Genomic DNA, 13,953 nt, shown 5'->3' on the forward strand with positions numbered 1-13,953 from the left:
CTCCGTATTCGGCTTTTCTCCGTATTCGGTTTATCTCCGTATTCGGCTTTTCTCCGTATTCGGTTTATCTCCGTATTCGGTTTATCTCCGTATTCGGTTTATCTCCGCATCCGGTTTATCTCCGTGTTCGGTTTATCTCCGTGTTCGGTTTATCTCCGTGTTCGGCTTAATCGGCTTTTCTCCGTATTCGGCTTTTCTCCGTATTCGGCTTATCTCGCTGTCCGGTTTCCCCGCACGCCTCATAACGTGGCTGCCGGTGCCGCCCCGGCCGGAGGCTGCTCCTGCCCGCTTCTCTCGACCAGGCCGTGCTTCTCCCAAGCCCGGCTGCGCCAGCGGAAATACATGATGACCGCGCGGATCCATTCGTCCGCCGCAATCGCCAGCCATATGCCGACGAGCCCGAAGCCCCATTGAAATACGAGCAAATAGCCGAGCGGCAAGCTGATGCCGACCATCGAGACGATGCCTATATAAACCGGGAATTTGGCATCTCCGGCCGCCCGCAGCGAATTGATGATGATGATGTTGCATGTGCGTCCCGTCTCCAGCAAAATGCTGTACAAGATGACTTGCGACCCGAGCCGGACAATATCCGCATTATCCGTAAACAAGCCGAGCAGCGGCTCGCGGAACGTGATAACGGCCACATCGATCAGAACCGTAATCGCGAGCGCCCATCTCACGCTCGACCATACCCGGCGGTAGGCGTCGTTCTGGCGGTTCGCGCCCACTAGTCGCCCCGTCATGATCGCGGTGCCCATCCCGACAGCGGCGCTGAACAAGTAAATGTACATGGAGATGTTCGACGCGTACTGCTTCGACGCCAGCGCGGTCGCTCCGAGAAACGTCGTGTAGAACACGAATACGAGCTGGCACGAGTGATACATGATTTGCTCGACGGCGGAAGGGATGCCGATTTTCAATATTTTGCGGACGTACGCCTTCGGAAGCCGGAAATATTGGCCGAACGAGACCCGCACTTCCATCAGACGGTACATCAGCCACACGAATACGATCAGGCATACGAACCGGCTGGCGACGGTGGAGATCGCCGCTCCTTCCACGCCGAGCTCGGGAAAGCCCCAATGGCCGAATATGAGCGCATAGTTGGCGATGACATGGATCACGTTCATGCCGAGCGATACGAACATCGTTTCTTTCGTAAATCCATAGGTTCGGATAATGGCCGCCACAATATTGATCAGTGCCTGTAAAATAATGCCTCCGCCCACGATATACAAATACGTATCGGCGTATTCCAAAATGTCGCCCTGCAAGTTCATCGCCGCCAGCATGCTTTTGCCGAACAACAGAAAAACGGCGCTGAGCGCCAAGCCGATGATCGCATTCATCGTGATGGCGACGGCGCATATTTTCGACGCTTCGTAATACTGCCGTGAACCGATATATTGCGCTACGACGATCGCCGCTCCGTTTCCTATCACTTCGAGCACGAGTATCGCGATCATTATGATATTATTGGCGGCCCCGACCGCCGAGACGGCGTTGTCGGACACGCGGCTGAGCATGAACGTGTCGACGCTGCCCATAAGCAAAAACAGCAGCAGCTCGAGAAAAATCGGCCACGTCAGCCGAAACAAACGAATGTCGCGGGTCGCCGCCGGTGCGGGATGTTCCGATGTGCTTGTCATGATGTCACCTTTCCTTACGCAAAGAAAATTACAATCCATATATGTAAGCAAACGTATCATAGCATACTTTGGATCGATCCGCATGAGGAAATGATTAGAACCGCTCCCCGCATAAGACGAATATCCATATTTTCAATTATTATGTTCAATCGGTTCATCCAAGGCAAGAATGACGTCAACACGGCTCTTCGCAGCGCGGAGGAGACGATCAACAAGGCGATCAACGAGGAAATCGCAAGAAAACGGAAGCCGTAACGACAAAGGGAACGGAACGCAGACCGTCCGGTCGCATCCGTTCCCTTTCCTTTTTTTATACCATACGCCGCTCTTACACCAAATGACAGGCAACGGCATGTCCGTCCTCCGCCGTTCGAAGCTCCGGCATCTCGTTTTTGCACCGCTCGACGGCATACGGACAGCGCGTATGAAAACGGCAGCCGGACGGCGGATTGATCGGACTCGGAATTTCCCCCGTCAGCTTGATCGGCTTCGCCTCATGCTCCGGATCGATTTCCGGAATGGCCGAGATGAGCGCTTGCGTATAAGGGTGCCGCGGACGAGTAAAGATTTCTTCGCTGTTCCCCATCTCGACGAGCTTGCCCAAATACATGACGGCGATGCGGTTGCTGATATGGCGAACGGCGTCAAGCCCGTGCGCGATAAACAAGTACGACAGCCCGAACTGCTCCTGCAAATCCTGCAGCAAATTCAAAATTTGCGCCTGTACCGATACGTCGAGCGCCGATACCGGTTCGTCGCAGATGACCAGCTTCGGATTGAGCGCCAGCGCGCGCGCTATGCCGATACGCTGCCGTTGTCCGCCGCTGAATTGGTGCGGATAGCGCTCGGCGTGGTTTCGCGTCAGTCCGACCGTCTCCAGCAGCTCGTACACCCGGTTTTCCCGTTCCTTGCGCGTTCCGATCCGGTAAATGTCGAGCGGCTCGGAAATAAGCTCCATCACTTTTTTGCGCGGGTTCAGCGAGGAGAACGGGTCCTGGAATACGAACTGCATTTGTCTGCGGACGTCGCGCATCTGCCTTTTGTCGAGCCCCGTAATTTCCCGTCCTTCGAAATGAATCTTGCCTTCCGTCGGCTCGATCAGCCTCAGCAGCACTTTCGCCAAAGTCGATTTGCCGCAGCCGCTTTCCCCGACGACGCCGACGATTTCGCGTTTGTAGAGGGTCAGGTCGACCTTGTCCAGCGCGTGCACCTTCTGCTTCGATTTGGCGAAGAAGCCGCCGTTCACCGGATAATGCTTCGTTAATCCTTCCGTCTTCAGCAAAATGTCCGCCATCGGTCCCTCTCCCTTCATTTATCGTACAAGAAGCAGGCGATCTCCCGTCCCTCTTCCGTCTTGAGCAGCGGAGGCTCGGCTTCGCGGCAGCGCGGCTCGGCGAACTGGCAGCGCGAGGCGAAGCGGCAGCCCCGGATGTCGTCCCGCGGATCGGGCACGGTGCCGGGAATGTTGTACAGGCGTCTCTGCCCTTTGGCGCTGCCTGGTATCGCTTTCCATAAGCCTTGCGTATAAGGGTGCAGCGGATTGTCGTACAGCTGCTTCATCGGTGCCGATTCGATCACCCGTCCGCCGTACATGACCATGACCCGGTCCGCCATTTTGGACAGGACGCCGAGATCGTGGGTAATGAAGATGAGGGACATGTCGTTTTTCCGCTGAACGTCCAGCAGCAGCTCGAGAATTTGCGCCTGAATCGTCACGTCCAGCGCCGTCGTCGGCTCGTCGGCGATCAGCAGCAAAGGGTCGCACGCGAGAGCCATGGCGATCATAACCCGTTGGCGCATCCCCCCCGACAGCTGGTGGGGGTATTCGTGGACGCGCTGCTCGGGCGACGGAATGCCTACCATCTTGAGCAAATGAACGGTGCGGGCGAGCGCCTCTTTGTTCCCGAGTCCCAAATGGGTAATCATCGACTCGGAGATTTGGTCGCCGACCGTAAATACCGGATTGAGCGACGTCATCGGCTCCTGGAAGATCATCGAAATTTCTTTGCCGCGAATCCGGTTGAGCTCCTTCTTCCCGAGGCGGGTCAAGTCCGTTCCGTTAAAATCGATCGTTCCCGTCTGGACCCGCAAAGGCTCGCCGAGCAGCCCCATAATCGACAGCGAGGTCAAGCTTTTGCCGCAGCCGCTCTCCCCGACGATGCCGACGATTTCCCCTTTGGCCACGGAAAACGTCACATGCTGCAAAATGCTGATGCGTTCGTTTTTGTTCTCGTAGCCTACCGACAATTGGTTCACGTTCAACAGCGGCTTGTTCATGATCGGTCACCTCCCTTATGCGCGTTTCTTCGCTTCCCGCGGGTCGAGCAGGTCGCGAAGGCTGTCTCCGAGAACGTTCAGGCATAGCACGGTCAAAAATACGGCGGCTCCCGAAATGATCGAATAGAGCGGAGCCTGGGACAAAAAGCTGCGGCCCGCGTTCAGCATCGAGCCCCAGGAAGGCGTCGGGGGCTGCACGCCCAAGCCGAGGAAGCTCAGCGCCGCTTCCGTAAGGACCGCGGAAGCGAACGTCAGGCTGATCTGCACGAGCAGCGGAGAGAGGCAGTTCGGCAAAATGACCCCGAACATGATCCGTCCGTCGCCCGCCCCCATCGAACGCGACGCCTCCACGAATTCCCTTCCCTTCAGCGTCAGCACGCTGCTGCGGGTAATTCTGGCGAAAATCGGGATCGAGACGATGCCGATCGCCAGCATCGCATTGTAAATGTCCGGTCCGAGCACGGCCATGACGGCCAGCGCCAATATGATCGAAGGGAAAGCGAGCAAGCCGTCCAGAAAACGGCTGATAAGCGTATCGATTTTGCCTCCGTAATAACCGCTGATCAACCCCAGCACGACTCCCCCGACCATCGCGATCAAGGTGGAGCAAATGCCTACGATGAGCGACACGCGGCCGGCGTATACGATCCGGGTGAAAATATCGCGGCCGATCTCATCGGTTCCGAGCAAATGCGCTACGGAAGCCCCGAGTAACGGCGCGTCGACGATTTCATCGTATTTGAACGGCGTAATGACCGGAGCAAGCAAAGCAAGTGCGGCGATACAGCCAAAAATGATCAAACTTGCCAGGGCGGTTGTGTCTTTCCATAGTTTTTTCATCGGATCCCCCTGCCCGTTTCGGAATGACTTCCTGCTTTAGTTGTATTTGATTCGCGGATCGAGCCAAGCGTTGATCAGATCGGCTATCAAATTGATAATGACGATAAATACGGCGGAGATCAGTACGGCGGCCTGCACGACGTCATAGTCGCGCGACAGGATCGATTGGATCATCAGCCAGCCCAGTCCCGGCCAAGCGAAAATTTGCTCGGTGATGACCATCCCGCTCAGCAGCAGACTGAAGTTCAAGGCGACGATCGTGATCAGGCTCGGCATCGCGTTGCGCGCCACATGCTTGCCGATGACGACCCATTCCGATACGCCTTTCGCTCGCGCGGTACGTATGAAATCCTGGCTGATCACCTCGAGCATGCCCGAGCGCAGAAACCGGAATATTTGCGCGGAATTGATTATGCCTACGGTAACTACCGGCAAGACGAGCGCCTTCATATGGCCGGAGGGCGATTCCGTAAACGAGACGTAGCCTCCCGCCGGCAGCCAGTGCATCTGATAGGCGAACAGCAGCATCAGCAGCACGGCCAGCCAATACGCCGGAATACTGAAGCCGAACAGCGAGAAGACGCGGGCCAGCTTGTCGATCCAGCTGTTCTTGTTCAATGTGGCCAGCACCCCGAACGGAACCGCGATCATGATCGACAGCAGCGCACCCAGAACGGCCAGCTCGAACGTTTTCGGAATTTTGTCCGCCAGCAGCTCCGTTACCGGCTTGCCGTCGAACATCGATTTGCCCAGGTCGCCGCGAACGACGTCGGCGATCCAATTGCCGTACTGCACGATCAACGGCTTGTCCAAGCCCATCTCGATCGTAAGCGCCGCCACCGCCTCGGGGGCCGGATCCATGCCGAGCCTCATCTGCGCGGGATCGCCGGGAAGCAGCCGGAACGTGAAAAACACGATGAGCGTCACGAAAAAAAGCACCAGGAACAGTTCGGTCAATTTTTTCGTCAAAAGTCTAAGCATGCTGCTCCTCCCTTCTTGCCGAACAAGTGCGGCTGCAGCCGCAGCGATCGCCTCTCGCCGCTCGTGCAGCCGCACTTGCCGGTCGTACTATTCCTTCCAGACCGATTCGAAATACATTTTCTGCTGCGGACTTGGAATGAAGCCGTGCACCTTCTTCGACAGCCCTTGCGCCTGCACGAGTCCGCCTACGATAATGCCGGGAGATTGGTCCAGCACCTCGGCTTGCAGCTCCTTGAGCACTTTGGAGCCTTCCTCCGGCGACAGCTGGCTGACGCCGAGCAGCTTGTCGCCCCATGCCTTGTTGCTCCATTGGATGGCGGAGCCGTTCTGCTTGCCGTACATATGGTTCAGCATATCGACCGTATTCGGCTTTGGCGTGCTGCCCGTAAGAGCCATGTCGAACTGCTTCTGGTTGAATACGCTCTCTACCCATTGGGCGATTTCGACGCCCTTAAGCTCGACGTTAAGGCCCAGCTCCTTCAGCGATTGCTCGGTAATTTGCGCGATCGTATCGTACATCAGGTCGATTTTGTGGTAGACCAGCGTCATTTTCTCGTTGTTATATCCGCTTTCCTTCAGCAATTGCTTCGCTTTCTCGATGTCCTTGTCGTATTTCGGAACGCTCGAATTATAATTAGGGTCTCCGCTCGGTACCGGCGAGCTGCGCACGACGAAATTGCCGAACAGCGATGCCTTCATTTTGTTGCGGTCGAGCGCGTAGTTGACGGCTTGACGGAACTTCACGTTGTTGAATGGCGCCTTCGAATTGTTCATCAGCAGGAAATGGTTCGCCACTGTAACTTCATCGTCGATTTTAGCCAGGATCAGGTTCGGGTTTTTGGACACTTCCGCCACCTTGCTCGTCGGGACGATGTCGATCACGTCGACTTGTCCGTTCATGAGCTGCAGGTTTTTGACTTCCGCATCGGGAACGGTCAATATTTCGATGCTGTCCAAATAAGGCAGTCCTTGCTTCCAATAGTTCGCATTTTTCTTCAGCACGATCTTCTCGTTGCGGCTCCATTTCTCGAATACGAACGGGCCGGTTCCGACCGGATTTTTCGTATGGTCGATCGACGGATCGTTCGGAGTAACGAATACTTCGACGAACGAATCGAGCAGCAGCGAGTCTTTATTGGACAGCGTAACCGTCAAGTGCGTTTCATCCACGACCTTGATGTCCTTGATCGATTTGAGCAGCGCGTTCGTCCGGGTCGCTTCTTTCGCATTCGCCTTCTCCAGCGAATATTTGATGTCGTCCGCGGTCAATTTTTTTCCGTTGTGGAACGTGACGCCGCTTTGTACGGTCAGCTCGTAGACGAGCCCGTCGCCGCTGATTTTGGCTTCTTTGATCAGCCCCGGCACCGGCTTCAACGTTTTCGGATCGTACTCCATCAAGCTGTTGAAGATCGGCAGGAACGAGTTGCGGTCGTTGAACGTCGAGTAAATGTACGGGTTCAACGTAGTAGGCTCGGCGTTTTGGGCAAATCGGAGCGTTCCGCCCGATTTCGGCGCAGCATTGTTATTCCCCGCTTCGGCGTTCGGCTTCTGTTCCCCGCTCTCGCCCGACTCCTTCGCGGCGCCGCAAGCGGCCACGGAAATCGACAGCAGGACGATAAACAACAGGTTGAGCATTCTTCTCATCGAGACTTCCCCCTTAAAGTTGGTTTCCCTTTGCTTGGCAAGACTTGGCGGCAAAAGCGCTTACAGAGCGTTGCGCGGTTGCGCGGAATATTTCGCTGCCGGCTCTCTTTCCTAATTCGGATCGCGACGGCCGGGCGGCAAATTCCGGAGAGCTCTCGGCACTTGTAAGCGCCCTCACGGAATCGAAAACGGACTGAGCGTTCGCACTCGCTAATGAATGCGCATACAATCGTGACGCACGTTTAATTCATAAACAATGTTTAAGAAATTTATAAAACAACTATAATATCTATTCTAAACAATTGTCAATATACAAAACAAATTTCATCCACTTTCGCTTTCCCACCTTTTCTTTCCGTATATTCGCGTACATAATCCATTACTTTCGTATATTTTCATATTGACGACTTTATATTCGGAACAAAATCAGATGGAAATTATAAACAATGATTTGACAACAAACTTTTTGATTCGCCATTCGCCTTTTCCTTTATAGAACACGTGCTACGCTTCCAGCCAATTGTGGTTAACGATATGATTTGAACGTCCTCCCATCAGCACGAATACGACCGCTTAGGCGGGGATCGTTTCAACCGCTGCAGCATATGATTTACATGTTAACTATTGTTTTAAAAAATACTTGATTCTCAAACCGGACATCGGTATACTGAGTTAAACTGATTTGCAATCGTTTTCAAATTTTCAAACGAGGTGTCTTTCATGGAATTGTCCAAAAAATATAACGTTCCCGCCTTGGAAAAAGCGATCGCGATCATCGAAACGCTGTCCGAACACGAAGAGGCGATCGGAGTCAGCGAGCTGTGCAAGCTGGTGGACATCCCGAAGACAAGCGTCTTTTTCATATTGAACACGCTGGACCAGCATAAATACATTACGAAGACGAGCGACGGCAAATATAAGCTCAGCAACACGTTCCTTCGCATCGGTCTCAGCATCCTCAACAAGCTGGACATTCGTGAAGTGGCCCGTCCCTTCATGGACAAGCTGCTGCAGGAAACGAAATTTTCCGTACATTTGGCCGTACTCGACGAAGGCGAAGCGATATACGTGGAGAAGGTGGAGAACCAAGGGTTCGTCAAATTCAACACCTACATCGGCCAGCGCCAGCCGTTGCATGCTTCCGCCGTCGGCAAGGCGCTCGCCGCCTATATCCCGCCCGAGCAGCTGGACCAGATCATCCGGGAGAAGGGACTCGCGGAGCGGACGGAGAACACGATTACCAGCCCCGGCGAGTTCAGGAGTGCATTGGAGGTCATCCGCAAACAGGGGTACGCCGTCGAGGACGAGGAAGGCGAGCCGGGGATCCGCTGCGTAGGCTCCGCCATCTGGGACCACCGGCGGGAGCTGAAAGCGTCGATCAGCATTACCGCGCTGCGCACCGATCTGCAAATCCACGAAATCGCCGTTATCGGGGAAAAAGTAAAACAAGCCGCCCTGGATATTTCCATCCAGCTCGGCTATCGTTCGCCTTAATCTTTGAATGGACATCGACCTGCACGCGAATGTCCGCTTTCGTGAACGCTTCACTCCAATCGAGCCGGCTCCATTCCGCATACGGAATCGTATTTCTCGCATGTTGACCGATTCCGATCGAATCGGTCTTGCTCTGCTGCATAATGCGGATCAGCCATTTCCGCTTCCAGCTCCGACTGATCGGCAACGTCGGCAACGTCGCTAACGCTCCGATCCCCGATATATTCGAGCAGCGACCCTTTGATCGAGATCGCCACGGTCGCTTTCCACGGACTTCCTTCCCGATTGGCGCCGGGCGGCTCGACACGTACGTTTCTGCGGCTGGAAATATACGATAAAGTCGTTTGGTCGCCACTCCCTTTCCTCTCGGACAAATCCATATACAACTCGCCGGTTTGTACATGATCGCGAAGAAGTCCGAGCACCACCTTGTCCTCGGGCTTGATCCGGACTACCATCCGGTCCCCCTTGAACAGGGCAATCCCTTGAATAATTATGCTCTTCTCGGTTTCTTGGATCACGGTAGCAATAGGCTCGATGCCCCAAGGATGCGCTGTCCGGTTTTCTCGGCCATCAGTTTCAATCCACGCACTCCGTACGGAGTGCGATGACGTAGCCAGCCGCTGACCAAATTAGGGAATCCCTAAACGTTCAGGCGAGAATGACAGCGCAAACAATTCATTTTGGTTCATTTGCTTCTCCAACTCCTCTTTTCATAATGTTTCGTAGGTATTGTGTCGCTGCGGGGTCGGATCTCGTCAAGTTAAGCAAATCGTAAACAATCGCCCCTTTCTTTTCAATCAATCCATTTCCAATCAGGCATTATAATTCCACAAGTATGACGTTTTTTTCCTTCCGGACCGGTTTTATTTTTACCATTGGCAAGCATATTTTCTACAAGTGGCTTTGGCAGAGTGCAGGCTTATGATGAAAAGCCCTGATCTCATAACGAGACCAGGGCTGCAACTCGACTTTTGAAGTACTAGAATTTTTTTAATCAATTAACGGTGACATTCGTCGTCCGTTGACTCGAGTTTCCTGCTTGATCCGTCACCGCAACTTGAACGACATGGGCTCCTAACTGACCTGCCCAATTCAATGCTGTTCCCGGCACGTAAGGCTGGCCATCGACAGTAACCACCTGTGAGGCAACACCGGATAAGCTATCTCCGCTTACAATAGTCAGCGTAACGGGCTGGCTGTCATCAAACACCGCGCCCTCCATCAGCGGATTTCCGTTCGCCGATACCGTAAACGTCGGTGCAATCTTATCGGACTTCACTGTTATGGATTTGGCGGTTTCTGCATTGCCCGCCTTATCTATCGAGCGATACTGCACATCATAGATGCCGTCACCAAGCACAAGCGGTGAAGCGTATGCTATAAAGCCAATCGTCGGTGGCGTGCCGTAAACGCTCTGTACGACGGTTAACGCATATTGGGTCGCATGGATACCGGCAATGTCATATGAGGCTGAGAGCGAAACCGTGACGTCCGATTTATACCATCCTCCCGATCCGGCCGTTCCGGACACAGCTGCAGAGCTTACGGGCGGAGTGGTGTCCGGCTGCCACTTGGCGTATAGAACGGTATCCGCTTCGACTGGTTTGCTGAAATCAAACTTGTTCGCATACGTGGCGTCGAACCAGCCTAAGAAGGCATAAAATTCTTTTGTCCGCGTCGGAGGGGTAACATTTGCGCCGAGCGACATTCCGTTTGCATTGACTGTCACCGTTTGTTCGAATGCCCCATCTTTAAAGGTAACATTATGGCTCGCGTTATAGCTGCCTTCCGTCACATATACGGAAATCGGCAAGGAAAGACCATCTTCCAATTTAACAAAGAAGGCTCCTTTCCCTTTTGCCGGTTGACCCGTTAATACATTAAACTTCGAATTAGCAAGGTCAACCAGACCTTTTGTTATCGTTGTTCCGAATTGTCCACCCATGAAATTTTTACCGATTTTCTTGGGATAGCCGGTTACAGTGAGCACCAGGTCGACACCCTCTGTAATCGTGCCGCTGGTACCCCCTGCAGCATTTGTAACGGTAAACCAAACATTATCGTTGTTCTTCCGTAGATCATATTTGGTTCCGGTCGGAATACCGTTCGTTTTGATCGTGACGGTTTGAGTTGTATTCCCTGTAATGTTGACCTGATATTTGTTGCCATCTGACCTTAAAGCGGTTGGTCTGGTAGGAATGATCACATCTTTGCCGCTTTCGATAGCTCCAATATCAGGTGCGGAGCCTGAGTACGAAGCACTGGTTACAAAGTTAGGAATCGTGGTGCCCGCATCAAAACCGAGACTCCCGCTCGTTTGGCTATAATCCCCTTCCGTTCTGTTGGAGAACGTCGCCTTTTTGCTCGAATCGGGTGCTATAGCTGTTCCGGTCTTTACCCCGGTGATCCCGTGAGGCTCAACGATCGGCGCAGGTCCGCCGGTACTGGTATTATTCGTGGATGTCGAAGCTCCGTTAAGCAAGTCGTAATCGTAGCTAACGCCGGGATAATTGTACATATGTTTAAGCGTAATTACGTTCTGGCCGCCAACAGGACTATCTTGGGATTCAATGATATTATTCCGATAATACGGTCTGTATAATTGAGCGTCTTTCCGGGTTATGTGCCCCATTGGACTAATGATCGTATTGTTAAACAGATAGTTAACGCCCAATCCCATTCTCCAATCAGCAGGATCTGTTCCGTGCTTGGTTACTCCTGTAACCAGTCCCCATTCGTCACCCAAGTTCGTGATCAGATTTCTAAACACATACACGGGACCTATATAAACCGAATCCATCCCTAATCCGCCAGACATGCCCTCTATTTTGTTGTTGTAAAACCTTACGTTCATATTCGAGCCTTCTAATTCCATGCTATCGGCTTGACCAAACGCCAAATAGTTTCCGTATACGTCGGAATCGACCCCGATACCGCCGTCTGTATCGTGATTTCCGTAAGTTTCAATGAGAGCGTTAAAACGGTGATCGTCGCTTCCGACAATATCGTTGTATCGAATCACGACGCCTACTCCTCCTCTTGCATACATGCCGCTTACACCTTGCGGATGTTTTTCATTCCATTCGAAGAACCCCGGCACATTTTCGTACCATCCTCTACCTCCACCGGCATTCCAAGCATTGGATTTTGTTCTTGCATTATGAATAAAGTTTTTTTCAATGACAAGATAACTTGCGTCGCTTACATGGATACCCGAGTCATTGTTGACAGGCGTGGCGTTGGCCGAATAAACTTGCCCTGTGCGCAGGTCAACAGCCAGATTAGGATTTGAATTGTTGACTATCGTTTGCTTTCCCAAGTAGAGAGTTGCTTCTCTTCCGAAACCGGAAATATCACAATTGATAATTCGGATGTGGTGACTGGAACTGAGGACCGAGATCCCGCTCCTTTTGCCTCCCCGGATGATTACGTTTTCCAAAATCACATATTCGGACTGCGCGATCATGACCGCTTCCCAAAATTCATCGGTTACTTCGATCACAGTAGTTCCGTCTCCGATGATACGGATATATCCGCTTGCTGTTCCTCTCAACCCTTGAACGGACAGCGGTTTACCCGGCTCATAGATGGATGAGATAGGGATGTTCGTTGCGATCGGGACGTCTTCTTTCCATGTTCGGATTATATCGGTGTACGTAGAATTGTCCTTAAGGACTTTCACTTGCACTTCATATTCCGTGTCGGGCTCAAGACCGACGATAGAGCCTCTGAAATTCCTGTTAGCCGAATCGTATGCCAATGAAAGGCCTTCTTCCCATGCTACAGCTCCTACTTTCCTGAAACGCACCTCATTAGCAGGATCAAGGGGAACTTGCATGGTGTTAGGAGATGCAACTGGAAGCGTATATGTAATTGAATCTCCGGCTGTATAACCGAAATAATCCAGATACACGCTTATATTGTTGAACGTACTTCTTAGATGATAGGTGTAGTCGGGTATACTGTTACCGCCTCCGACGACTGTGGAAATGGTGGTTTTAAACCACTTATCCGGCGTGATGCCGTCTGAGTATTTAATTCTAACGCGAATGATTTCGTTGCCGGGGCCGCCCGCATAACTAATGCCTCCTTCAAAGGCGCCTATTGCCGCATTATACCCGGGCTTAGGCATTTCAAGCCAAGCGTAGCCCGTATTTCTCGGTTTAGCAGGGATGACATAGTTGGCCGGATCCGCTGATTTCCGCCATACCGTTACTACAGCATTCGGATCGCTAAGCGGAATCCTATAATAGCCGTCTCTCGATTTTCCTACGGCTGTTATATCAACACCAGGCACGGCTGTAGGTATAGCGGCCTCATCGGTAATATGCCGGTTTTCATCATAGAGCACTTCCGCCGTATTGCTCCCGGCATTCCACGTGTATGTGGCTTCAAACGCATACATGAGCGTATCCAATGGGATAAAACTTCTATAGCCGTCTTTAAAGGGCATTGCGGTAGTAAGGGTTGTAGTCGTTGAACCGTTATTTACTGTTACTTGATTGCTTCCGTATTCGGCTGTCATTTTATAGTAATCATTTTTTAAAACAAATTGCGTGTGATCGGTAGTTTCATAAAATACCGAATAGAGATAATGAGCCATTGCCTCGGCCGATACCCAGATTTTACCGTCGATAAATTTGGGCGGTAAATCCGATTTCACTAATTTGCCGTTCACCGTTATATTGATCGGCGAGGCCGGGCTTGTAATTGTAACAGGCGCATGCGTATATCCCGCCCATATCGAAGTAGGAAAAACAAGCGAAAGAAGTAAGGCAACAACAAAAATAAATTTCAACCTTGGTTTCACCTTGTTGGCCATTTCAATAACAGCCTCCCTTTTTCGATTTGCTGATTGCCTCCGGGAATATCTGGTTGCCGGTAAATCCATCAGATTACGACAGCGCTTACAACAAAGCATGGCTCGAGATGATCCGCCATCACATCCACGATCATGGGTTGACCCGTTCCTGCAGTCGGATTCTCTACACACAGGTCTTATAAAATATAAAGTACTATTCACCCCTCCTTTTTTCACAGTTTCGCAGGTATTGTGTCGCAA

The 13,953-nt window shown here is 52.3% G+C and carries 8 protein-coding genes and 1 pseudogene; 1 reads left to right on the plus strand and 8 read right to left on the minus strand.

Translation table 11 applies throughout. The annotated features are described in order from the left end of the window. Nucleotides 1-239 precede the first annotated feature (239 nt). The 6 genes from FE784_RS16965 to FE784_RS16990 form a co-directional block, all read right to left on the minus strand. Complete coding sequence (locus FE784_RS16965; protein WP_139603416.1) at nucleotides 240-1,652, minus strand: MATE family efflux transporter; 1,413 nt, start codon at nucleotides 1,650-1,652, stop codon at nucleotides 240-242. Between the two features lie 328 nt (nucleotides 1,653-1,980). Continuing rightward, nucleotides 1,981-2,946 (minus strand): ABC transporter ATP-binding protein, encoded by a 966-nt coding sequence (locus FE784_RS16970; RefSeq protein ID WP_139603417.1) that lies wholly within the window; start codon nucleotides 2,944-2,946, stop codon nucleotides 1,981-1,983. A gap of 14 nt (nucleotides 2,947-2,960) precedes the next feature. Next, nucleotides 2,961-3,929, minus strand: coding sequence for an ABC transporter ATP-binding protein (locus FE784_RS16975; RefSeq protein WP_139603418.1), 969 nt, complete (start codon nucleotides 3,927-3,929; stop codon nucleotides 2,961-2,963). 15 nt (nucleotides 3,930-3,944) lie between these two features. Further along, nucleotides 3,945-4,769, minus strand: coding sequence for an ABC transporter permease (locus FE784_RS16980; RefSeq protein WP_139603419.1), 825 nt, complete (start codon nucleotides 4,767-4,769; stop codon nucleotides 3,945-3,947). Nucleotides 4,770-4,805: 36 nt separating this feature from the next. Then, nucleotides 4,806-5,750, minus strand: a complete 945-nt coding sequence (locus FE784_RS16985; protein WP_139603420.1) for an ABC transporter permease — start codon at nucleotides 5,748-5,750, stop codon at nucleotides 4,806-4,808. A gap of 87 nt (nucleotides 5,751-5,837) precedes the next feature. Then, nucleotides 5,838-7,394: an ABC transporter substrate-binding protein gene (locus FE784_RS16990; RefSeq protein ID WP_139603421.1), complete on the minus strand. Its 1,557-nt coding sequence runs from the start codon at nucleotides 7,392-7,394 to the stop codon at nucleotides 5,838-5,840. Between the two features lie 720 nt (nucleotides 7,395-8,114). Here FE784_RS16990 and FE784_RS16995 point away from each other — a divergent pair. Next, nucleotides 8,115-8,888 carry an IclR family transcriptional regulator gene (locus tag FE784_RS16995; RefSeq protein ID WP_139603422.1) on the plus strand — a complete coding sequence of 258 codons (774 nt, stop codon included), beginning with the start codon at nucleotides 8,115-8,117 and terminating at the stop codon, nucleotides 8,886-8,888. On the opposite strand, the pseudogene FE784_RS40925 reads toward FE784_RS16995, so the two are convergent. Together FE784_RS40925 and FE784_RS17005 are read right to left on the minus strand one after the other, a co-directional pair. Continuing rightward, nucleotides 8,821-9,346, minus strand: a pseudogene (locus FE784_RS40925) (Ger(x)C family spore germination C-terminal domain-containing protein). The gene FE784_RS16995 and the pseudogene FE784_RS40925 overlap by 68 nt on opposite strands. 539 nt (nucleotides 9,347-9,885) lie before the next feature. After that, a complete protein-coding gene (locus FE784_RS17005; RefSeq protein WP_139603424.1) occupies nucleotides 9,886-13,713 on the minus strand; it encodes a stalk domain-containing protein in 3,828 nt (1,275 codons plus the stop codon). Nucleotides 13,714-13,953 lie beyond the last annotated feature (240 nt).

The organism is Paenibacillus hemerocallicola, from assembly GCF_006265175.1.
GTDB lineage: Bacteria > Bacillota > Bacilli > Paenibacillales > NBRC-103111 > Paenibacillus_AB > Paenibacillus_AB hemerocallicola.

Coding starts and splice junctions, on each gene's coding strand:
- FE784_RS16965 (WP_139603416.1), bottom strand. CDS start 1,652: ATGACAAGCACATCGGAACATCCCGCACCGGCGGCGACCCGCGACATT.
- FE784_RS16970 (WP_139603417.1), bottom strand. CDS start 2,946: ATGGCGGACATTTTGCTGAAGACGGAAGGATTAACGAAGCATTATCCG.
- FE784_RS16975 (WP_139603418.1), bottom strand. CDS start 3,929: ATGAACAAGCCGCTGTTGAACGTGAACCAATTGTCGGTAGGCTACGAG.
- FE784_RS16980 (WP_139603419.1), bottom strand. CDS start 4,769: ATGAAAAAACTATGGAAAGACACAACCGCCCTGGCAAGTTTGATCATT.
- FE784_RS16985 (WP_139603420.1), bottom strand. CDS start 5,750: ATGCTTAGACTTTTGACGAAAAAATTGACCGAACTGTTCCTGGTGCTT.
- FE784_RS16990 (WP_139603421.1), bottom strand. CDS start 7,394: ATGAGAAGAATGCTCAACCTGTTGTTTATCGTCCTGCTGTCGATTTCC.
- FE784_RS16995 (WP_139603422.1), top strand. CDS start 8,115: ATGGAATTGTCCAAAAAATATAACGTTCCCGCCTTGGAAAAAGCGATC.
- FE784_RS17005 (WP_139603424.1), bottom strand. CDS start 13,713: ATGGCCAACAAGGTGAAACCAAGGTTGAAATTTATTTTTGTTGTTGCC.